Annotated in this window: 21 protein-coding genes and 1 tRNA gene; 11 read left to right on the top strand and 11 right to left on the bottom strand. The window is 62.3% G+C overall.

Annotated elements, in window-relative coordinates; translation table 11 throughout:
- Nucleotides 1-66 precede the first annotated feature (66 nt).
- Both FHS84_RS19030 and FHS84_RS19035 read left to right on the top strand, forming a co-directional pair.
- The gene (locus FHS84_RS19030) at nt 67-1,218 is read left to right on the top strand and encodes a hypothetical protein (protein WP_166937125.1); all 1,152 of its coding nucleotides are present in this window, start codon (nt 67-69) and stop codon (nt 1,216-1,218) included.
- 100 nt (nt 1,219-1,318) lie between these two features.
- Nucleotides 1,319-1,885 carry a sugar O-acetyltransferase gene (locus tag FHS84_RS19035; protein WP_208393973.1) on the top strand — a complete coding sequence of 189 codons (567 nt, stop codon included), beginning with the start codon at nt 1,319-1,321 and terminating at the stop codon, nt 1,883-1,885.
- Between the two features lie 134 nt (nt 1,886-2,019).
- Here the strand turns inward: FHS84_RS19035 and FHS84_RS19040 are convergent, their stop codons facing one another.
- Nucleotides 2,020-2,346, bottom strand: coding sequence for a hypothetical protein (locus FHS84_RS19040; protein WP_166937126.1), 327 nt, complete (start codon nt 2,344-2,346; stop codon nt 2,020-2,022).
- 194 nt (nt 2,347-2,540) lie between these two features.
- Complete coding sequence (locus tag FHS84_RS19045; RefSeq protein ID WP_243851220.1) at nt 2,541-3,716, bottom strand: NAD(P)-dependent alcohol dehydrogenase; 1,176 nt, start codon at nt 3,714-3,716, stop codon at nt 2,541-2,543.
- Between the two features lie 160 nt (nt 3,717-3,876).
- On the opposite strand from FHS84_RS19045, the gene ybaK reads away from it, so the two are divergent.
- Nucleotides 3,877-4,350 carry a Cys-tRNA(Pro) deacylase gene (ybaK, locus tag FHS84_RS19050; protein WP_166937127.1) on the top strand — a complete coding sequence of 158 codons (474 nt, stop codon included), beginning with the start codon at nt 3,877-3,879 and terminating at the stop codon, nt 4,348-4,350.
- Between the two features lie 10 nt (nt 4,351-4,360).
- Here the strand turns inward: ybaK and FHS84_RS19055 are convergent, their stop codons facing one another.
- Nucleotides 4,361-4,633: a hypothetical protein gene (locus tag FHS84_RS19055; RefSeq protein WP_166937128.1), complete on the bottom strand. Its 273-nt coding sequence runs from the start codon at nt 4,631-4,633 to the stop codon at nt 4,361-4,363.
- Nucleotides 4,634-4,731: 98 nt separating this feature from the next.
- Between FHS84_RS19055 and FHS84_RS19060 the strand changes: the two genes are divergently transcribed.
- From FHS84_RS19060 to FHS84_RS19070, 3 genes are all read left to right on the top strand, one after another.
- Nucleotides 4,732-5,565 carry a helix-turn-helix domain-containing protein gene (locus FHS84_RS19060; protein WP_166937129.1) on the top strand — a complete coding sequence of 278 codons (834 nt, stop codon included), beginning with the start codon at nt 4,732-4,734 and terminating at the stop codon, nt 5,563-5,565.
- Nucleotides 5,566-5,622: 57 nt separating this feature from the next.
- On the top strand, nt 5,623-5,820 hold the full coding sequence (locus FHS84_RS19065) for a Thivi_2564 family membrane protein (RefSeq protein WP_166937130.1): 198 nt from the start codon (nt 5,623-5,625) through the stop codon (nt 5,818-5,820).
- A gap of 163 nt (nt 5,821-5,983) precedes the next feature.
- Nucleotides 5,984-7,159 (top strand): zinc-dependent alcohol dehydrogenase, encoded by a 1,176-nt coding sequence (locus FHS84_RS19070; protein WP_166937131.1) that lies wholly within the window; start codon nt 5,984-5,986, stop codon nt 7,157-7,159.
- A gap of 3 nt (nt 7,160-7,162) precedes the next feature.
- Here FHS84_RS19070 and FHS84_RS19075 read toward each other — a convergent pair whose 3' ends face one another.
- Nucleotides 7,163-8,125: a tetratricopeptide repeat protein gene (locus tag FHS84_RS19075; RefSeq protein WP_166937132.1), complete on the bottom strand. Its 963-nt coding sequence runs from the start codon at nt 8,123-8,125 to the stop codon at nt 7,163-7,165.
- A 198-nt stretch (nt 8,126-8,323) separates the two neighbouring features.
- Here FHS84_RS19075 and FHS84_RS19080 point away from each other — a divergent pair, with 198 nt between their 5' ends.
- The gene (locus FHS84_RS19080; RefSeq protein ID WP_166937133.1) at nt 8,324-8,965 is read left to right on the top strand and encodes a hypothetical protein; all 642 of its coding nucleotides are present in this window, start codon (nt 8,324-8,326) and stop codon (nt 8,963-8,965) included.
- 46 nt (nt 8,966-9,011) lie between these two features.
- Nucleotides 9,012-9,167, top strand: coding sequence for a hypothetical protein (locus FHS84_RS19085; RefSeq protein WP_166937134.1), 156 nt, complete (start codon nt 9,012-9,014; stop codon nt 9,165-9,167).
- On the opposite strand, the gene FHS84_RS19090 is transcribed toward FHS84_RS19085, so the two are convergent.
- The 5 genes from FHS84_RS19090 to FHS84_RS19110 all read right to left on the bottom strand — a co-directional run bounded on the left by FHS84_RS19090 (nt 9,168) and on the right by FHS84_RS19110 (nt 13,968).
- Nucleotides 9,168-10,907 carry a DUF885 domain-containing protein gene (locus FHS84_RS19090; protein ID WP_166937135.1) on the bottom strand — a complete coding sequence of 580 codons (1,740 nt, stop codon included), beginning with the start codon at nt 10,905-10,907 and terminating at the stop codon, nt 9,168-9,170.
- A gap of 98 nt (nt 10,908-11,005) precedes the next feature.
- Entirely contained in the window at nt 11,006-11,857 is an 852-nt protein-coding gene (locus FHS84_RS19095) for a formate/nitrite transporter family protein (protein WP_166937136.1), read from the bottom strand.
- A gap of 109 nt (nt 11,858-11,966) precedes the next feature.
- The gene (locus tag FHS84_RS19100; RefSeq protein ID WP_166937137.1) at nt 11,967-12,368 is read right to left on the bottom strand and encodes a hypothetical protein; all 402 of its coding nucleotides are present in this window, start codon (nt 12,366-12,368) and stop codon (nt 11,967-11,969) included.
- On the bottom strand, nt 12,365-13,015 hold the full coding sequence (locus FHS84_RS19105; protein WP_166937138.1) for an RlmE family RNA methyltransferase: 651 nt from the start codon (nt 13,013-13,015) through the stop codon (nt 12,365-12,367). Before FHS84_RS19105 ends, FHS84_RS19100 begins: the two co-directional genes overlap by 4 nt.
- Nucleotides 13,012-13,968: a Ppx/GppA phosphatase family protein gene (locus tag FHS84_RS19110; protein ID WP_166937139.1), complete on the bottom strand. Its 957-nt coding sequence runs from the start codon at nt 13,966-13,968 to the stop codon at nt 13,012-13,014. Before FHS84_RS19110 ends, FHS84_RS19105 begins: the two co-directional genes overlap by 4 nt.
- A gap of 223 nt (nt 13,969-14,191) precedes the next feature.
- On the opposite strand from FHS84_RS19110, the gene FHS84_RS19115 reads away from it, so the two are divergent.
- Together FHS84_RS19115 and FHS84_RS19120 are read left to right on the top strand one after the other, a co-directional pair.
- A tRNA-Gln gene (locus tag FHS84_RS19115) sits at nt 14,192-14,265 on the top strand.
- Nucleotides 14,266-14,292: 27 nt separating this feature from the next.
- Nucleotides 14,293-14,625: a hypothetical protein gene (locus tag FHS84_RS19120; RefSeq protein WP_166937140.1), complete on the top strand. Its 333-nt coding sequence runs from the start codon at nt 14,293-14,295 to the stop codon at nt 14,623-14,625.
- Between the two features lie 1,333 nt (nt 14,626-15,958).
- On the opposite strand, the gene FHS84_RS19125 is transcribed toward FHS84_RS19120, so the two are convergent.
- Nucleotides 15,959-16,633 carry a spermidine synthase gene (locus tag FHS84_RS19125; RefSeq protein WP_166937141.1) on the bottom strand — a complete coding sequence of 225 codons (675 nt, stop codon included), beginning with the start codon at nt 16,631-16,633 and terminating at the stop codon, nt 15,959-15,961.
- 281 nt (nt 16,634-16,914) lie between these two features.
- On the opposite strand from FHS84_RS19125, the gene shc reads away from it, so the two are divergent.
- Nucleotides 16,915-18,942, top strand: a complete 2,028-nt coding sequence (shc, locus tag FHS84_RS19130) for a squalene--hopene cyclase (protein WP_208393974.1) — start codon at nt 16,915-16,917, stop codon at nt 18,940-18,942.
- A 132-nt stretch (nt 18,943-19,074) separates the two neighbouring features.
- Here the strand turns inward: shc and FHS84_RS19135 are convergent, their stop codons facing one another.
- A complete protein-coding gene (locus FHS84_RS19135; protein WP_166937142.1) occupies nt 19,075-19,680 on the bottom strand; it encodes a YceI family protein in 606 nt (201 codons plus the stop codon).
- Nucleotides 19,681-19,833: the final 153 nt, after the last annotated feature.

The raw sequence follows: 19,833 nt of genomic DNA on the forward strand, positions 1-19,833 counted from the left end.
TGATGGCGCTTACCGAGAAACAGCGGCTGGAGTATGCTTGTTTGTCTTGGTATGGGGCGAGGGGCAATGGGGGAAGATGCGCCGGCCGCAGGCGAAGCGGCGTCTGACGCGGGAGCGAAACAGACAATCAAAAACAACTGGCATTTCCACGAAGTCGGGACAAACTTTCGGCACTTCCCTGCCGATCTGAAACTCGACAACGTGGAACCGGAAGCGTTTAGCAAGGCCGGACCAGATGAGCGCGCAGAAATCTCGCAGCAGATGAATGCACTACTCGATCGGACCCGAACGCGCGACGAGATGTTCCCAGATTCGCGAGTGACCTATTTGCTGGGGCGAATGTACTTCCGTGTCTTCGCCGACGAAACTGAACTCAATTTCCCCAACGCCGATAACGATCTGCGAGCCCTGTATCAGCGCTTCGCCTATCTTTTTCGTACGAGCTACGGACACAAGGTCATCATCAAGCGCGTAATCATCCTGGGGACAATCGCCGTCTTCAGCATCCTGCTGGGTCTGACCAGTGCACTTTGCGGCGCGATTACATCTCTGAGCGTTCTGGATGGCACCATATATGGAACGCTTGTGATCTACCCAACGTGCGCACTCTTGGCGTACGGACTATACTTGCTCGTGTTGGGCAGAGTGGATCAGGAATTCGCCACAGCGTTGCAGCAGTCTTGCATCGCCGTTAGCCAGAATACGCTTCAGCGCCTCGCTGCGCTGAAGGCCTGCATTGACAACATCCAAATCGCCATTCGCGACTCCTACGACCTAGACGAAGGCAAGTGGATGGCACAATCGGACTACCTGATGGCACTAACTATCTGGTTGCCCTTGCGTGTCCTCCATATCGAACGCTACTTCCAGATGACGATGTGGCGAGTCCACCGCAATTATGTTTACATCCAGTATGGCGCCGCAATACTGCAAATTTTGCTTTGCGTTGCGGTGCTGGCTATCGTGCTATGCGTCGGTCCTCACGCCATTGTTGGCGGCTTGCCGGGCGAAATACTGTTCATCCTGGCCGTTACGACATTCGGTTGGTTTTCGTTCATCGGCCAGAGCACTACAGTCGAGTACATACGCGACAACATCCCAATCGATCAGTGGAAAACGTTCGGCGAACTCCGAATGGACACCGTTATCAGCGGTGTCGTCGGGTTTCTGATCAAAAAGTTCATAATGCTGCGTGATGTTGGTCGACCAAATCACTAGGCCTACTCATTCCCTCGCCAAACCTCGACATAGTGCGGTATATCCGATTAGTGTGGTCGCGTCTCGCGACAACACTGGGCAAATGTCGATTGAGGATTGCATGTCCCCAAAATCCGAATACGAAAAGATGCTCGCGGGTGAGCCGTTCGATGCGCACGGGCCGGAGCTGATCGGGGTGCGCAAGAAGGTCAAGCGCATCCTGCACCGGCTCAACGTCACCGAATATCATGCCGACACGATGCAGGACGTCATCCGTGAGTTGTGTCCGAACTCGGCGCCCGACCTTTATCTCGAGCCGCCGTTCCATTGCGACTACGGGGTGCGCATCCATGCGGCCGAAGGCGTGTTCGTCAATTTCGGCTGCACCTTTCTCGACGGCGGCGGCATTACCATCGGCAGGAAGACGCTGATCGCGCCGGGCGTGCACATCTATACCGCGCGCCATCCCTTGGAACTGGCCGAACGGCTCCAATGGGAAGACGTCGCGCCGGTGGTGATCGGCGACAATTGCTGGATCGGTGGCCACGTGACCATCCTGCCGGGCGTGACCATCGGCGATCGCAGCGTGATCGGCGCCGGTGCGGTGGTGACAAAAGACATTCCGCCGGACTGCCTCGCTGTCGGCAATCCGGCCAGGGTGGTCAAACGGCTGAACCAGACGGTTTGACGAGAAGGCTGCCTGCCGGCAGCCCTTCGCCCTGTGCGCTCCGCGCCCGTCCCCGCGGCCTCTATCGAAAACACACGCCCGCGAGGGCAGAAACCCGCGCGATTTTCCAACCTTCCCGCCAAGGGAGGCGGGTCTTACTTCTTGCAAGGCCAGACTTCGTCGATGCCGGTCCACATCAGGTCGGCGAGCGACTCTTTGACGTACTTCGGGTCCTTGGCGGCCGTGTAGCGCAACCAGTCGAGCAGCCTGTCGCCGGCGTCGTCGGCCGAGATTTTTTCCGGAATACAGCCGTATTTCGCGTTGCGCGCCGAGTGGATCGCACTCGTCGCCGCCGAATGACAGCCCTTGGAGTCCGACGTGCAGCTCGACACGAAGGCGCTGAGCGACGACATGTCGGTCGCCGCGGCCGGCACGGACAACGCTGCCGCCAAAGCCAATGCTGCCAGAATGTACTTGGTCATTTTTCCTCCTTCCCGGCCCGTAACGGCCGACGTGGAGGAGGCTCGCGCGAATAGCCGTTCGGGCCGCCGCTTACCGCCGCAGCGGTCCTGAACGCGAGTTTAAGCCGGAACCGGCCGTAATTCATCGCGACGTGTGGTCATGGCTGCCCCGCACGGAGCGGGACAGCCGGATTTTCCACACGTTTTGCCGGGCCTCAGACTTTGCCGAGGTCGATCACGAAGCGGTAGCGCACGTCCTTGGCTTTGACCCGCTTATAGGCGGCGTCGAGATTCTTGCCGTCGATCATCTCGATATCGGCGGTGATGCCGTTGGCGGCGCAGAAATCGACCATCTCCTGCGTTTCCTTGAGGCCTCCGATTACCGAGCCGGCGACGGCCTTGCGCTGGCCGATCAGCGGCGGCCCCCACACCTGCATCGGCTCGCCGTCGAGCGCCCCCACCAGCACCAGCGTGCCGTCGCGCCGCAAGAGGTTGGTGTACGGCATCAAGGGATGGTGCTGCGGGATGGTGGAGAGGAGGAAATCGAAGCGGTTGGCATTCGCCTTCATCGCCGCCTCGTCGGTCGAGACGATCGCGTCCTTGGCGCCGAGCCGCTTGGCATCGGCCGCCTTGCCGGGCGACGTGGTGATGGCCGTGACCTCGGCGCCGAGCGCGGCCGCGATCTTGACCCCGACATGGCCAAGCCCGCCGATGCCGATGATGCCGACCTTCGAGCCCTTCTTCACCTTCCAGTGGCGCATCGGCGAGAACGTGGTAACGCCGGCGCACAGGAGCGGCGCGGTGGCGGCCGGATTCATCTTCTCCGGAATCTTCACCACGAAATGCTCGGTGACGGTGATGAGGTTGGAATAGCCGCCGTAGGTGTAGCCGCCGAGGGTCTTGTCGGCGCTGTCGTAGGTGAGCGTGTACCCGTTTTCGCAGAACTGCTCGAGACCTTCCTCACAGCTCGGGCAATGGCCGCAGGAGTCGACCAGACAGCCGACGGCGGCGATGTCGCCCTGCTTGAAGCGGGTCACTTCCTTGCCGACCTTGAGCACGCGGCCGAGAACCTCGTGCCCCGGAACGCACGGATAATGTGTGCCCGGCCATTCGTTCCAGGCGGTGTGGATGTCGGAATGGCAGACGCCGCAATAGAGAACGTCGATCAGCACGTCCTTGGGGCCGACATCGCGGCGCTTGAAGGCGAACGGCGAGAAGCCGGAATCCTTGGCCTTCACCGCAAAGCCCTTGGCCGGCAACGTCTTCGGGCCGGTGGCCGCCTGAGCATACTCGGCCAAAGCCGCAGCAACTCCCAGGGCCGCTGTCGAACCCATCACCACGCGGCGGGACGGCTGCCCGCAAGTACAATGCCGGTCGTGATTTTCTGACATATTACAAACCCTTAAGAGTGCTCTACGCCACAGAGCATACATCGTTCCTCGGCGGCAGGAAGGCAGCGCCGGGCCCTCGGGGGATCACATCCGCGCGACTGCGGATCGGGCCGCTTCGGGGTTGATAAGCTAGGCCGTTGCTGGTCAAACCCCTCCCGCCATGTCTCACACCACCCGCGCCACCCAATTCCTGCAGCAGCAGGGTATCGCCTTCCGGCTCGCCGAATACGCCTACGATCCGAACGCCGACCGCATCGGCATGGCGGCGGCCGAAGCGATGGGGGTGGAACCCTCACGGGTCTTGAAAACGCTGATGGCGACCGTGGACGGCAAGCCGGTCTGTGCCGTCGTGCCCTCCGATTGCGAGGTCTCGATGAAACGGCTGGCGGCAGCGTTCGGCGGCAAATCGGCGGCGATGATGAAGCCGGCCGATGCCGAGCGGCTCACCGGCTATCACGTCGGCGGCATCTCGCCATTCGGCCAGAAGAAGACGGTACCGACCGTGCTCGAGGAACTCGCGCTGGTGTTCGACGACGTTTACCTCAATGGCGGGCAACGCGGACTGCAGGTCCTGATGGCGCCCGGCGACATTCTCCGTGCACTGAACGCCACCGCCGCGGCAATCGTGGCATGAGACGTTTCGTCTAGTGGGGAGATTTGCGGCGCGTTCGTCTTTCCCTTTGTTGGGGTGTGGACTTCGCTGGCTTGGACGGCTTGTTCTCCCAGAACCCGCGCGCCAGAGCGAAGGATACCAATTCCAGCTCGTTGGTGGCGATGCCATGTGCCCGCATCATCAGATCGAGACGCGCCATCCGCAATAAAGCTACCGTCTCTTCCAGCTTCGCGGCGCGAGCTGCCGCGATGATGTTGTCCAACTCCACGATGAGCGGCTGTAGCGCGCCCTTTTTCATTTTCATTGTTTACCCTGCGCGACGTTGGGTCTCCTGATAACGCCTATGCGTCTCACACAAATTCGGGAAGACTGCGAAACCATGAATATTCGTGAATTCGTCCCATGAGTGTTACCGCGACCGCCATCGGCCGACGCATCCGACGCCTGCGCGAAGCCAAAGGTCTTTCGCGCACCGACCTCGCCCGCAAGATCGACGTGGATGTCAGTTCCATCTCGGGATGGGAACGCGGCTTGCGCCTGCCGCGCGACACCTTGCGGCCGTTTCTGGCGCGCGCCCTCGATTGCGAACTCGAGCAGCTGATGTCGCCGCAGATCGAGGACGATCAACCGAGCGAAGTGACCGTGCTCGACGTGACCAGCGAATTCCCTCCCCTGTTCGCCAATTGCATCCGCAGGGCGCGCCGGACCATCAAGGCGATGCGCCTGTCGTCGTCCTATTCCACCACGGTAAACGTGCAGACCGAAGCCCGCCGGCTCATCGGCGAACGTATCATGGCGGGAGACATCGAGGTCCAGCGGGTCGAGATCTTCTACACGCTGGAGCGCCTGCGCGAGGTGCTGTCGAACATCCTGCGCTATGACGGCAAGCGCTACTACGTGAAAGCCTATTGCGTCGGTCTCAAGGAGATAGCCCCCTTTCTCAGCGGTTACGCCTTCGACGACAACGACGTCGTTCTCGGCGGCTATTGGACCGGCTATCCGCCCCAGCACGATCCGGTGCTGCGCATCCGGGGCCCCGCCATCCGCACCTTCTTCGCCAGCTATTGGCGGGAGACCTGGGGACGCGGAACGCTCCTCAACAGTCACGGCGGACGCGATCTCTCGGCGGTGCGCGAGGTGGCATTGGCGATGGGGCTGAAACCGCGGCACTGGCGGCGTTTTGTCGATGACGCCATCGGCCTCGAAACCGGCGACGACGCACCGCCGCTGATATGAGAGGGAACGCAGCGCCCCCTTCGCGCATTGTTGCCGGCAGTAAGCGGGAAAAGCGCAATGTCCCTGGTCAGCCTGATCCTGATCCTCATCGTCGTCGGCGTGGTCTTGTGGCTGATCAACACCTACGTGCCGATGGACCCCAAGATCAAATCCATCCTCAACGCAGTGGTGGTGATCGCGGTCGTCCTCTGGCTGCTGCAGGTGTTCGGCCTGATGGAAACGCTGTGGAACATCCGGATCGGCAAGACCTCGTGAGGTAATCGCGCGGCGGCGATCCCGCCTCTTGCACCAGCCCGGCAGCGGAAGACCGCGGCCGAAAAGTATCGCAGCGAAACCGAACCGGGCACGGCCAACAAAGCGGTCCAGGAACGCGCGCGCATCCGCCGAGTTATCAGACGCGATCCAGAAGGAGTTTCTCATGCGCGCCTTGGTGTGGCACGGCCGGACCGATGTCCGTTGCGACACGGTTCCCGATCCGGTCATCGAGGAACCCCGCGATGCGATCGTCAAAGTCACCGCGACGGCGATCTGCGGCTCGGATCTGCATCTCTACGACGGCTACATTCCGGGGATGATGAACGGCGACATTCTCGGCCACGAATTCATGGGCGAAGTGGTGGACGTCGGTCCGGGCAATACCAAACTCAAGGTCGGCGATCGCGTGGTGGTGCCGTTCACCATCTGCTGCGGCGAGTGTTTCTTTTGCCTGAAGGGCCTGTGGTCGTGCTGCGAACGCACCAATCGCGATGCCGACAAGGCGCGCGAAATGTTCGGCCATCCCTGTGGCGGACTGTTCGGCTATTCGCACCTGACCGGACACTATCCGGGCGGACAGGCGGAATATGTGCGCGTGCCGTTCGCCGATGTGGCGCCGACCAAAGTACCCGACGGTTTCAGCGACGAACAAATGCTGTTCCTCACCGACATCCTGCCGACCGGCTACCAGGGCGCGGTGTATGCCGAGATCGAAGACGGCGATACGGTGGCGATCTGGGGTGCAGGCCCTGTCGGACAGATGGCACTGCGCTGCGCCAAGATGCTGGGCGCGGGGCATGTGGTGGTGATCGATCGCGTTCCCGAGCGCCTCGCCATGGCGGCGGAAGCAGGTGCGGAGACCATCGACTTCGAACAGGAAGACACTTACGACCGGCTCAACAAGATCACCAACGGGCGCGGCCCCGATCGCGTCATCGAAGCGGTCGGCATGGAAGCGCACGGAGCGGGAAGCTGGGATGCCTGGGGCGATCGCGCCCTTGCTGCCACCGGCCTCGGCACCGACCGGATCCATGCCCTGCGCGAATGCATCCGCAACGTACGTGCCGGTGGAACGGTATCGGTTTCAGGCGTGTTCGGCGGCTATCTCAACGGCTTTCCGTTCGGCGCCGCGGTGCAGAAGGGTCTGACCATCCGCACCGGCCAGTGCAACGTGCTGAACTACATGCAGACGCTGATCCGCGCCATCGAGGAGGGCAAGATCGACCCCTCTTTCGTCATCACCCATCGCTGCGGCCTGGAAGACGGACCCAAGATGTACGAGACCTTCCGCGACAAGAAGGACGGCTGCATCAAAGTGGTGATGCGCCCGCACGGATGAGCGCTATTTCCGTTGCTTCGCCGTCCGGCGCAGCTCCTTTTGCGCGGCGATCAGGCGGCGAACGCGGTCGATGGATTCGGCCACATCGTTGTCGGGCTTGAGGGCAAGCGAGCGGGCCTTTTCGTAGTGTGTCAGAGCACCGGCGAAGTCGCCATTGGCTTCGGCACAGACGCCGATGTTGTAGATCGTCCAGGGATGAGACGGATTGGTCGTCAGCAGTCCATCCCAGGTATGGCAGGCGGTCGACAGATCGCCTTTGCCTGCCGCCTTGACCGCGGCATCGAATAGTTGGCCGTCCGCTTCCGACAGTCCGTCCTTCTTCTCGATCACCGTCGCTTTCAGAACGGTGTTGTAGGGCGCGATATCGGGACGGATCTGTCCCAGGATGTTGGCGATCGCGCCGTCGATCATCTGATCGTCGCTGATCGGCTGTATATCGCCCCGGCACCAACTGGTTTCGGCATTGGCCGTTTTGCGCGCGGAGTACACCACCTGTCCCGATCGGACGTTGGTCACCGAGGGAAACACTTCCATATGGAAGGTGCGGCGCAGACACGGCCGAACGAACATCTCCTTGCGCACGCACTTGCCGTCTTTGTCCTTCTCGACGCAACGCTTCTCGCGCTCTTCCCAGGGGTAGTTGTCGAAATTTACCGCCTGCATCAAACCGGAATAAACGCCATCGGCTCCGACGGCGCGGCCGAAGGACAGCGTCTGATCGGGACGCACGTCGCGCGCCCCCGATCCGACCAAAGTGAAATAAGCACGGCCATCGAAATCGGCGTTGGCCAGCATGTCTTCGAGGGCATAGGCGAAGTGGTCGCCTTCGGGGCCATCGAACGCCGCCACCGCAACACGGCGCAAGGCCGCCGCGTCGGGATCGTTAGCCGGAAATCGAGCCGGAACCTGAACAGTCGTCGCGCAGCCGCAAAGACCGAGTACCAAAACCGCTGCCCACACCCGCATGGCAATGCCCCTTTGTTTCCCTGGCGCAAGCATGGTTGTACGGCGATGAACCGAAGCTGAACAGCGGCCTCGGGAAACTCACGAAACCTTGATTTGGCGGCCCCTCGCTCCCGTCGCTGCGGGAAGCGGAACAGCCGCACCGGCGCGTGCGTTCTCGACGGACACAGCTCGCACGCCGGGCGACGGAAGGAGACACTCATGACGCTTCGCAAAAGCCTGCTTATCGGAATTACCGGGCTCGCCATCGGCATGCTGACGCCGGCGGCAACCGCCCAAACAACCAGCCCTGGCACCCCAGGGTCCAGCGATTCGACCTCCAGCGCCACGCCGGGTTCGGGCGCATCGAGCGACCAGAGCGTCAGCCATCCCAAGAAGCACAAGCGCCATCACACCAAGAAATCGCATTCGATGCACAGTTCTTCGTCGGGATCGGAGCAAAACCAGACCGAACGCCTGAACCAGCAGCAGCTCGGCGCCGGTTCGTCGACCGGCGGCATGGGCGCGGGCAGCAACAGCAACAATGCCGCCACCTACCAGAACGGCACCAATCCGGGCGGCGACAGCGGCGCGACGACCAGTTCGGGCACGTCGGGCTCGACGACGGGCGGCTCGACCAGCGGCATGTCGGGCAGCACCACCGGCTCCCAGGGCGGCAGCCAGAACGAGAACAATTCCGGTTATTCGACACCGCCGACCGTGCAGCCGCAACCGGGCACCGAAAACGGCCCGCGTTCGCCGAACGATCCGACCATGAGCCCATCGAGCGGCCAATCGACCCCCGGCAGTTCGACGGGAACAAGTTCGCCGAGCGGAACCAGCACCACACCGCCGCAGCAGTAAGTCATGCGGGGCCGGGCGACCGGCCCCTTTTCTTTTCGGGCCTCTCATGTCGCAACAGCCGAACGAAGATAACGAGCAGCACGAGCTCAATACGTATCAGGCACGCCAAGCGGTTACGCTCGGCCGCATGCGCTACGTGCTGGCGATCGGCCTCATTCTGGTAGTGGTGCTGTTTGCGGTGATCTATTTCGCCGGACCGTAACTACTCCATCTCCGGATACGGACCTTTGCCGCCGTTGGCGATAAAAGCGTCGACTTCGCGATCGAGCACAGGCAGCGGCACCGAGCCGGTCGCCAGTACCGCATCGTGGAAGGCGCGGATGTTGAATTTCGGTCCTAGCGCCTTTTCGGCACGCGCGCGGGCGGCACGGATCGCCATTTCGCCGAGATAATAGGACGTCGCCTGTCCCGGCCACGCGATGTAACGATCGACTTCGGTTTCGATCTCGTGCTCGGGCAGCGCCGTGTTGTCGTGGAAATACGCGATGGCTTTGTCGCGGCTCCAACCCTTGGCGTGCAGACCGGTATCGACCACCAGACGCGCCGCACGCCAGACCTGATACGACAGCATGCCGAAACGCTCATAAGGCGTGTGATAGATGCCCATCTCCTGGCCCAGCCACTCGCTATAGAGCGCCCAGCCTTCGCCATAGGCCGAAATGTAGGACTGGCGGCGGAAGTCGGGCAGCGAGGTGTCTTCCATCGCCAGCGGCATCTGGAAGGCGTGGCCCGGCGCACTTTCGTGCAAGGTCAGCGCCGGCAGGCTGTAAAGCGGGCGCGCTTTCAGATTGTAGGTATTGACGAGATAAAGGCCGGGACCGCCGCGGCCCGAGGTGTAGAACGGCGCCACGTCATCGGGCACCGGGCGGATCGCAAACCGCGCCCGCGGCAAACGGCCGAAAAAGAGCGACGCCTTGCCATCGAATTCCTTGGCGACCCAGGCGGCGCGATCGAGCAGGTCCTGGGGCTTGGTCACATAGAATTGCGGATCGGTGCGCAGGAATTTCAAGAAGGCGGCAAAATCGCCTTTGAAACCGGTCTCACGCATCACCGTTTCCATCTCGCTACGCAGCTTGGCGACTTCGGCGAGGCCGATGCGATGGATCTCGTCGGGCGAAGTCTCCACCGTCGCGTATTCGAGGATCTGCTGGCGGTAATAGGCCTTGCCGTCGGGCAATGCATAGGCGGCGAGCGTTGTGCGGGTGTGCGGGACATACTCGTTGTCCCAGAACCTGGCGAGATCGACGAACGCGGGCTGCACCTTTTCGGCAATGACCTTGAGCGCTTCGGCCTTGAGGCGGGCCTGTTCGGCGGCGGGAATGGCCGACGGCATCTGCTTGAAAGGCTCGAAGAACACCGTCGCGTCGGGCTTGGCATCGGCAACCGCATGGATGGCTTTGCCGCGGCCCTGCAGTGTCACCTGCGGCGGCGTGAAACCGCGCTTCAGACCGGCCCGCATGTTCGCGATGTTCTCGGCGAAATAGCGCGGCAGTTCGCCGATCTGGGCGATCCAGTTCCTATAGTCTTGTTCGGTGCGGAAGGCGCGGCGGGCGCGATAATCGAACTCGCCCCAGAAACTCGAATCCGAGTTGGCCGGCATTTCGTAGCCGCGGAACGTCTGTTCGGCAATCAGATTGCGAAGCTGGAAGCGATAGACTTCGGCGTTGACCCGCTCCTTCTCGGAGAGTTCGGCAACGGGAATCTTGTCGAGCTTGGCGAGCACGTCCTGCCAATGCGCGAGACGGGCGTCCTGGGCTTTGGGATCGACATGCGGCAGACGTGCGGGGACCGGACGGGTTTCGTTTTCGTCGTCGGCGAATTCAGCGATCCGCCACGACCACTCATTGGTATAGAGCGCCCGAAGATCGGCATCGGCCGAGCCTGCGTGCGCACCTGCCACCGCCAGCACGGCCACCATTGTCGCAAAGATTCCGGCGCGCATCGCATCCTCCCAGCCGCTCCCGGTCGAGCGTACCGGGAGAACAGGAGCAGCTGGTAGTCAAACCTTGTTGAAGACGCAGATTTGTCGCGCTTGGAGGCTTAATGCGAAGCGCCGTAGGCCTTGCGGTAGATCACCCAATACACAAGGCCGACAAAACCGCCGCCGCCGACGATGTTGCCCAGCGTCGCGTACACGAGGTTGTGACCGATAGCGCCGAGCGTCACAGCCGAAACGTCGAGGCCGGCCGGAACATGACCGGTCGTCACCAGCACCCAGGCGAGCGGCAACAGATACATGTTGGCGATGCAGTGCTCGAACCCGGCGGCAATGAACGCCGCCACCGGCAGAACGAGACCGATCATCTTGTCGGTCACCGTGCGCCCGGCATAGCTCATCCACATCGCAAGGCAAACGAGCAGATTACAGAGCACGCCCTTGAAGAAGATCGTGATGCCGTCCGGCGTCAGCTTGGAAACGGCGAGCTTGACCACCGCGTTGCCCACCGCGCCGTCGTTCATCGCCCAGTGATGCGACATGAAGACGAGGAACACCAGCGTCAGCGCGCCGACGAAATTGCCGAGCCAGATGATCGTCCAGTTCTTGCCGACCTCCCACGCCTTGATCTGACCTTGCGCCCACGCCATCGTCAAAAGGCAATTGCCGGTGAAGAGTTCGGCGCCCGCCACCGCGACCAATCCAAGACCGAGCGCAAACACCAATCCGCCGAGCAGGCGCTGGGATGCAAAGCCGAGCGTCGCATCCGCCAGCACGATGCAGAAGAACAGGCCGCCGAGGCCGATATAAATGCCGGCGAGAAATGCCTGTCCGAGGCTCGCCATCAGCGGCGAGCGGGCTTTCTTCAGCCCCAGCTTCTCGACATTCGCTTCGATTTCCTGCGGCGAAAAACAATCGCCCCATCCCGCCGTCTTGCCGACCGGTTCTACGCCCATCAGTGATCCATGCTGCAGTGTTTTCCGGTGCCGGTGATTAGACGCGGCCGGTGACCGGTTTGGGGCATCAAAGCGCGGCCAATCCGCGCAATACATTCAGGGGAAATGCTTATTGCGGCACGGTCGTTTCGATCACCGCCCAGCCGTATCCGGCCAGACGCCACCCTTCTGCCTCCAATTTCAGCACCAGCGCCCAGCCGCCCGTCTCGCGGAACGGCACGCCGCGGTTGAAGCCGGACCAGGTGGTCGGCAGGGCGAAGTAAGCGGTATCGCCGTCACGCGCGAAATCGACCGGCGCGCCGAAGCGGTGGTGCAGGTCCGAAAGGTCGGCGAGATGGACGCGCATTTCCTTCGCCCATGTCGTCACATCCCGGAAGATGAAGGGCGCGAAGTTCTCGACGATGACCACCTCGCTAGCGAAGAGATCGGCCGGCAGCGACAGCCCGCGCCCTGCGATGAAGCCCGCCAGCTTATCGGCGGCGGCGAGCATCGCGGCGTCGGGCGCATTCATCCCTTGAAGCCCATGGCCACGAGGTAGAGTTCCACCGACTCCGCCCGGCTTGCCGGCGGCTTGACGTGCTTCACATCGGAAAAGCGCTTCTTCACCTTGGGGAGGATCTCGTTGGTCGCCCCGCCCTGGAACACCTTGCCGACGAACGATCCGCCCGGCTTCAGCACTTCCACCGCCAGATCGAAGGCGGCTTCGAACAGCGCCAGGGTGCGGATGTGATCGGTCGAGCGATGGCCGGTGGTCGGCGCCGCCATGTCGGTCATCACCACATCGGCATTGCCGGCGAGCGCTTCCTTGACGCGATCGGGCGCGTCCTCGTCCAACATATCGAGCTTGAGGATGGTGACGCCCGCGATCGGTTCCATCTCCAGAATGTCGGCGGCGACGATCACGCCGTCATCGCCGACGCGCTCGTGCGCCACCTGGCTCCAGCCGCCCGGCGCGGCGCCGAGATCGAGCACCCGCCCGCCGCGCTTGAGCAGATGAAAGCGCTGATCGAGTTCCTTGAGCTTGAACGCGGCGCGGCTGCGATAGCCTTTGGCCTTGGCGGCGGCGACATACGGGTCGTTCAACTGGCGCTCGAGCCAGCGCACCGACGAGGCCGTCCGCCCCCGTGTCGTGCGCACCCGCCGGTCATTGCCTGTCATCGCCGTGCCTCTGCCATCAGTTCCCGGAGGATGCCTTCGCGCAGGCCCCGGTCTGCCACCCTGAGCCGCGTGCACGGCCAGACATCGTGGATGGCGGTAAATATCGCACATCCGGGCACGATCAAATCCGCCCGTTCGGGACCGATGCAGCCCTGCTGCGCCCGCCCCTTGCGGTCCATCTTGATGAGGTCGGCGGCCAGCGTCAGCACGTCGGAACAATCGTGCCAGGACGCATCGACCTTGGACCGCACATAGCGCGGCAGTTTCAGCACCACCCCCGCCAGCGTGGTGACGGTGCCCGAGGTGCCGAGCAGATGATGGCGGCCCTCCTCGAATACGCCCTTGCGCTCCATATCGCGGCGGACGGCGGCGAAACGCGCCTTCATGTCCTCGTGCATGGCGGCGTAGCGGGCGGCATCGCCGTCGATGCGCGAATGGCCGTTGGTCTCGGTGAGGGTCATCACCCCGAGCGGCACCGAGGCGAAATGGGTGATCAGCGCCTTGCCGTTCTCGCGCTTCAGCCAGATCACTTCGGTCGAGCCGCCGCCGATGTCGAACACCAGGGCGCCCTCGTACTCCTCGCCGATCAGCGGGGCACAGCCGAGCGCCGCCAGCCGCGCTTCCTCAGCGGCCGAGATCACCGTCAGCGCAATGCCCGCCTCGCGCGCCACACGTTCTACCAAAACGGGTGCATTGGCCGCCTGCCGGCAGGCCTCGGTCGCCACCGCCCGGACGTGCCGCACCTTGGCTTTGTCCATGTGGGCGGCGCAGACCTTGAGGGCCGCGACGGTCCGGTCCATGGCGGCCTCGGACAACAGGCCGGTGCCGACCACCCCCTCGCCCAGCCGGACGATGCGGGAAAAGGAATCCAGGATCCGCATCGACCCGTTGGGGCCGGGGGCGGCAATCAACAGGCGGCAATTGTTGGTGCCGAGGTCCAGGGCCGCAAGCACCGGCGCCCGCCCCCGCCGACGCCGCCTTTTGCCCGAATTCTCCATTGGCCCCATACCGTTACGCCCCCGCCGGGCCTCACCGAACCGGCCCTTGCCGCCCGCTTATGACCGGATTTCGGCCGCCGCGCCCTGCGACGCACCCCCGCGACCGTATCACCCCCAACAGGCCGCGTGCATATCCTTGAAATCGGACGCCAAAAAAGGCTAGAAGCGCCCCCTCCGTTGGGGGATCGTCTAACGGTAGGACTGCAGACTCTGACTCTGCCTGTCTAGGTTCGAATCCTAGTCCCCCAGCCAATTCTTCCGAGCGAAGCGAGAGAAGAATTGCCGTCCGTAGCCAAGCGGTCGGTGGTTCGCACTGTGCTGCCGGCACAGGCGAAGGACGGCTGGTCGACGCACTGTCCTTTTCGAAACAGTCCCCGCGAAGCGCGGGCGTCCAAAATCGAAATCGAATCGTTCCAGACTACGCACTTCCAAAATCCGATCAGCGAAAACGTGAAATCAATTCGGCGATTTCCGGCGCAAGTGCCGGACGCGGCGCGACAATCGCTTTACGACGCGATGCACACGAACGGCACCCAAGCAGCGCGCGCGTCCAGAATCGAAATCGAATCGTTCCAAACTACGCGTGCACGCAAACGCGACTGCGACGCATGAAGTCGTGATGCCTCCGGCGCGGTCAAAGAGCTTGTTTGATGTAGGTACGATTGAGGTGGATTCAAGAGGACGAGGTATCAGAGCGGAAGTACCACAAAGATTTGGAGCGAAGATCTGAAATCTCAGGAGACATAGACTTAATGAGGTCTCGGACTCCCAAAATCTCGTCAAAACTAATACATCAGAAAACCGGTGATATCGACGTAAACGAGACGAAATGGAATTTGCGGAATAAGATCAGCCTTTGAGGATTATACAGCGACCATTCCAATCTTGCGTTTGGAACAACTAATTGTTGGCTGCTCCATCTGTATTCAAGGGATATTTCCGGAACGGGGATAATGTAATATGGCTAAAAACAAAAAACGAAGGCAAAGCCCCAAAGGGTCACACAGACCAAGACGCCCACAACAGAGCCCGTCGCCCCTCCAAAAGCAGTCGCTCACGGACATTCAAGAGAGCTTTTGGCTGCGAATTCAAAAACATCCTCTAGGGTGGCTTCTTGGCTCAATTGCGACGCTAACGACGTTGTGCGGCTTTGTCTGGCAAGCCTTGATTGGTCCTGACATTGATGTGCCAATCGCGGAATCTGTTTCGCCATTTGCAGCCCCCATCGCTGTGAGTAATCGGAGCTACATGTTTGAAATGTCAGAGACACATATATTGTGTGGGCTCGGCACCGTCTCACTCACTAATCGCAAAAGAGGAAATCCACATTCCGTTACTGCCGTCATCACTGGCATACAGTTGCAGTTCGCAAAGGCCATTGAGAATATAGCTCCTAGTGATGTCGGGAATTTCCAATGCAGTGCAATTGGGATCGGAGAGGGGGGCATCTCAGAAGCCAACATATTTGTGACGGTGGAATATCGCACACTTGGTTTCAAACGAACTTCGCGAACTCAAGAAATTACGTGGTGCAAAAGTTGCGCTCCGCCCCGATGGGTGAAGGGGCAATTCCCCCATCAGATCACTGAATGGTAACTCGCCAGCCTGACATACATGACTCCATGTGGACGACAGAAGATGCCGCGCCCTTTTCTAGTCGTGGAGACTCTGTTCGAGGGGCGTGACGAATTTGCGGCAGAAGCGTCGCCTCGTAAATTGGGTCAGAGTGGAATTTCCGGAGTGCGTCCTGCGGACCAGGACGCGGCTCACGGAGGAATTTTCGCTCTGATCTCAACTGCGCAACTGCGTCCGTTATTTGAACGAAGCCCCCTTCGGCTCGGCGCTTGCGCACCGATCCACTTCCCCCGCGGTCTTAGTGCCAGCGGTGAAATCGTCTTGCCCGCGAGGGCAGAAAAGAAGGGGGCGCCTCGCTCATTGAGGCGGCCTATCGCGCCTTCTTCCCCACCCAGATCACATACCGACCGCCGCGGCCTTTGTGGGCGCGGGCGGTGATTTCTTCGACGGCGAAGCCGGCGTGGCCGAGGCGGGCGGCGAAGGCGCGGTCGGGGGCGGCGGACCACACGATCAACAGGCCGCTCGGCTTCAGCGCCTTGCGCGCGGTTTCGAGTCCGGCGCGGGTGTAGAGCTTTCCGTTGGCACTGCGGCTGAGGCCGTCGGGGCCATTGTCGACATCGAGCAGGATGGCATCGAAGCTTGAAGAGGCCGCGCCGATCGCGGCACCGACATCGCCGTCATGGATCGAAACGCGCGGATCGTCGAGGCTGCCGGCGGTCAGTTCCGCCATCGGGCCGCGCGCCCAATCGAGAACCGCGGGCACCAGTTCGGCAACCACGATCTTCGCATCGGCACCCAGCCCGGCCAGCGCCGCGCGCAAAGTGAAGCCCATGCCGTAGCCGCCGATCAGCATACGGACATTGCGCCGTCCCTTGAGGCGCTCGCATGCCACCTCGGCCAGTGCGATCTCGGAGCCGGTCATGCGGCTGTTCATCAGCGCGATCGGCCCCACCATGATCGCGAATTCGCCGCCGCGCTGCATCAGCCGCAGTTCAGAGCTATCGCCCGGTACGGTTGTCCGGCCCAGTTCGACCCATGGAAGCATGAAATCCGCCACTTCTCGTTGTGTGCGCCACGCCTAGCACATCGGGCGGGGAAATTCCCAATGGCGCGGTGACCTGCGTTCGCGAAGCCCCCTTCGCCCATTGCGCTGCGCGCCCTGGGCACTTCCCCCGCGGTCTCATGTGCAGGTGGCGAAATCGTTGTGCCCGCGGGGGCAGAAAAGGAAATATCTGACCGTCCTCCCTTGCGCCAAGTTCATTACCAGCCTCGGCTTTTCGTGCTAAGCGATCCCCTGACGGGAGCCGGGGTATTCGGGAGCAGGTCGTGAGCGAAGTAGGGTCCAATCTTTCGGCGGCGCTTTCCGCCAGCATCGACGGCGCGGTCGATTGGCTGAAGGCAACGCAGCGCCCCGACGGGCATTGGGTCGGGCGGGCGGAAACCAACGCCTGCATGGAGGCGCAATGGTGCCTCGCGCTGTGGTTCATGGGTCTCGAAAACGATCCCTTGCGGCCGCGGCTGGGACAGGCCCTGCTCGATACCCAGCGGCCCGACGGCGCCTGGGACGTGTTCCGCGGCGCGCCCAACGGCGACATCAATGCAACGGTGGAAGCCTATGCGGCGCTGCGCTCGCTCGGCCATTCCGACGACGAACCGGCGCTGGCCAAGGCGCTCGCCTGGATCCGCTCCAAAGGCGGGCTTCGCAATATCCGCGTCTTCACCCGCTACTGGCTGGCGCTGATCGGCGAATGGCCGTGGGAGAAGACGCCCAACGTGCCGCCGGAAGTGATCTGGTTTCCGACCTGGTTCCCGTTCTGCATCTACAATTTCGCGCAATGGGCCCGCGCCACACTGATGCCGATCACGATTCTGTCGGCGCGCCGCCCCTCGCGGCCATTGCCGCCCGACCGCCGGCTCGATGCGCTGTTTCCCGGCGGTCGCGATGCGTTCGATTACGAGTTGCCGAAAAAAGCCAGCGCCGATGCCTGGGACTCGTTCTTCCGCGGCGCCGACAAAGTGCTGCACGAGTTGCAGGAGATGGGCTCGTTCATGGGCCTGTCCTTGTGGCGCGGCGCAGCGGTGAAGCAGACGCTGGAATGGATCATCGCGCATCAGGATGCCGACGGCGCCTGGGGCGGCATCCAGCCGCCGTGGGTGTACGGATTGATGGCGCTGCATGCGGAAGGCTACAGCGCTGCGCATCCGGTGATGGCGAAAGGCCTCGCCGGCCTGAGCGATCCCGGCTGGCGCATCGATATCGGCGACGCCACCTTCATCCAGGCCACCAACAGTCCGGTGTGGGACACCATCCTGATGCTGATGGCGTTGAAGGATGCCGCCGCGGTCGACAAGACCGAAGCGGAAATCGACAAAGCGATTGAATGGCTGTTGGCGCGGCAAGTGCGCGTGAAGGGCGACTGGAGCGTGAAGCTGCCGCATGTGAAACCGGGCGGCTGGGCGTTCGAATACGCCAATCTCTGCTATCCCGACGTCGACGATACCGCCGCGGCGCTGATCGCACTGGCGCCGTTCCGCAAAGACCCGAAATGGCAAGCGCGCGGCATCGAGGAGCAGATCCAGCTCGCGGTCGACTGGCTGATCGGCATGCAATGCGAAGGCGGCGGCTGGGGCGCGTTCGACAAGGACAACAACAAGGCGATCCTGACCAAGATCCCGTTCTGCGATTTCGGCGAAGCGCTCGATCCGCCGTCGGTCGACGTCACCGCGCATGTGGTGGAAGCGTTCGCAGCGCTCGGCCTCGGCAAGCATCATCCGGCGATGGTGCGGGCGCTGGCGTATCTCAAGCGCGAGCAGGAAGCCGAAGGGCCGTGGTTCGGGCGCTGGGGCGTCAATTATCTTTACGGCACCGGCGCCGTGATGCCCGCCCTGAAGGCGATCGGCGAAGATATGAGCGCGCCGCATATCGGCCGCGCCTGCGATTGGCTGATCTCGCGCCAGCAGTCGAACGGCGGCTGGGGCGAATCTTGCGAAAGCTATATGGACGCCAGCAAAGCGGGCTACGGCACGACCACGGCGTCACAGACGGCGTGGGCGCTGATGGCGCTGCTCGCGGCGAACCGGCCGCAGGATCGCGGCGCGATCGAACGCGGGCTGCTCTATCTGATCGAGCATCAGCAAGGCGGCACCTGGATCGAGATGGAATACACCGGCACCGGTTTCCCCGGCTACGGCGTCGGCCAGACGATCAAGGTCAGCGATCCCGAAGTGAAGAAACGCCTGCAGCAAGGCCCGGAACTGAGCCGCGCCTTCATGCTGCGCTACGCGCTCTACTGCCACTACTTCCCGCTAATGGCGCTCGGCCGCGCCAAGGCGATGGGGTATCTGGCGGGATAGTTGTCAAAGGAAGAACACTCACGCGGAGACGCGGAGGCGCGGAGAAATCCTGCAAATCCGCAATGAGCGCGAAGTGTTATGCCAGCATCGTCAGGCAACTACTCTCCGCGGCTCCGCGTCTCCGCGTGAAAATCACTTTTTCTCGAACGGCGCCGAGATGATCAAGGTGACGTCGTCGCCGATCAGCGGGACGTATTTGGTCACGCCGAAATCGCTGCGCTTCAACATGCCTTTGACCTCGAAGCCGATGGTGAAGGCTTTCGACATCGGATTGGCGCCGGAGGCTTTGTAGGTCGCCTCGAGGTCCACCGGCTTGGTCACGCCGTGAAAGGTCAGAGCGCCAGTGACGCGCGCGGTGGTGGGGCTCGTCGCCGTGACCTTGGTCGTCGTGAAACTGATGGTGGGGAATTTGGCGGCGTCGAACCAATCGGCGCTTTTCAGTTCGTCATCGAGCTTGGCGTTGGTGGTGGAGACCGACGCGACCGGAATCGTCACGCTGAGCGCGGCGCTCGCGGGGTTCTTGGGATCGAGTTTCAGCGTGCCCGTGGCGCCGGTAAAATCGCCGTACCAGGTCGAGAAACCCATATGCGAAACCGCGAACAGCACGCGGGCGTGATTGGTTTCGAGCGTATAGGTGCCGGCCTGCACCTTGCCCGGATCGGAATCGGCGACCTGCGCGGATGCAACGGGCGCAAACGCGGCGACAGCAAAGGCGAGAGCGGCGGCAGTGCGATACATGGCGTGTCCTTTCGAGCGACAACGCCGGGAAGTCTAGGCTCCCGCGGGGAGGAGAAATAGGCGAAATAATCGGAAAGCATTGTTTCTGGAAATTGCACAATCTGTCATCCTGGGCGCGCCACGATGATTGCGTCATGTGGCGTGTGGCGCGAC

The sequence above is a fragment of the Rhizomicrobium electricum genome (assembly GCF_011762045.1).
Classification (GTDB): Bacteria; Pseudomonadota; Alphaproteobacteria; order Micropepsales; family Micropepsaceae; genus Rhizomicrobium; species Rhizomicrobium electricum.

Coding starts and splice junctions, on each gene's coding strand:
- FHS84_RS19095 (WP_166937136.1), bottom strand. CDS start 11,857: ATGGGCGTAGAACCGGTCGGCAAGACGGCGGGATGGGGCGATTGTTTT.
- FHS84_RS19040 (WP_166937126.1), bottom strand. CDS start 2,346: ATGACCAAGTACATTCTGGCAGCATTGGCTTTGGCGGCAGCGTTGTCC.
- FHS84_RS19085 (WP_166937134.1), top strand. CDS start 9,012: ATGTCGCAACAGCCGAACGAAGATAACGAGCAGCACGAGCTCAATACG.
- FHS84_RS19075 (WP_166937132.1), bottom strand. CDS start 8,125: ATGCGGGTGTGGGCAGCGGTTTTGGTACTCGGTCTTTGCGGCTGCGCG.
- FHS84_RS19105 (WP_166937138.1), bottom strand. CDS start 13,015: ATGACAGGCAATGACCGGCGGGTGCGCACGACACGGGGGCGGACGGCC.
- FHS84_RS19065 (WP_166937130.1), top strand. CDS start 5,623: ATGTCCCTGGTCAGCCTGATCCTGATCCTCATCGTCGTCGGCGTGGTC.
- FHS84_RS19035 (WP_208393973.1), top strand. CDS start 1,319: ATGTCCCCAAAATCCGAATACGAAAAGATGCTCGCGGGTGAGCCGTTC.
- FHS84_RS19070 (WP_166937131.1), top strand. CDS start 5,984: ATGCGCGCCTTGGTGTGGCACGGCCGGACCGATGTCCGTTGCGACACG.
- FHS84_RS19090 (WP_166937135.1), bottom strand. CDS start 10,907: ATGCGCGCCGGAATCTTTGCGACAATGGTGGCCGTGCTGGCGGTGGCA.
- FHS84_RS19135 (WP_166937142.1), bottom strand. CDS start 19,680: ATGTATCGCACTGCCGCCGCTCTCGCCTTTGCTGTCGCCGCGTTTGCG.
- FHS84_RS19055 (WP_166937128.1), bottom strand. CDS start 4,633: ATGAAAATGAAAAAGGGCGCGCTACAGCCGCTCATCGTGGAGTTGGAC.
- ybaK (WP_166937127.1), top strand. CDS start 3,877: ATGTCTCACACCACCCGCGCCACCCAATTCCTGCAGCAGCAGGGTATC.
- FHS84_RS19125 (WP_166937141.1), bottom strand. CDS start 16,633: ATGCTTCCATGGGTCGAACTGGGCCGGACAACCGTACCGGGCGATAGC.
- FHS84_RS19100 (WP_166937137.1), bottom strand. CDS start 12,368: ATGAATGCGCCCGACGCCGCGATGCTCGCCGCCGCCGATAAGCTGGCG.
- FHS84_RS19045 (WP_243851220.1), bottom strand. CDS start 3,716: ATGTCAGAAAATCACGACCGGCATTGTACTTGCGGGCAGCCGTCCCGC.
- FHS84_RS19030 (WP_166937125.1), top strand. CDS start 67: ATGGGGGAAGATGCGCCGGCCGCAGGCGAAGCGGCGTCTGACGCGGGA.
- FHS84_RS19080 (WP_166937133.1), top strand. CDS start 8,324: ATGACGCTTCGCAAAAGCCTGCTTATCGGAATTACCGGGCTCGCCATC.
- FHS84_RS19060 (WP_166937129.1), top strand. CDS start 4,732: ATGAGTGTTACCGCGACCGCCATCGGCCGACGCATCCGACGCCTGCGC.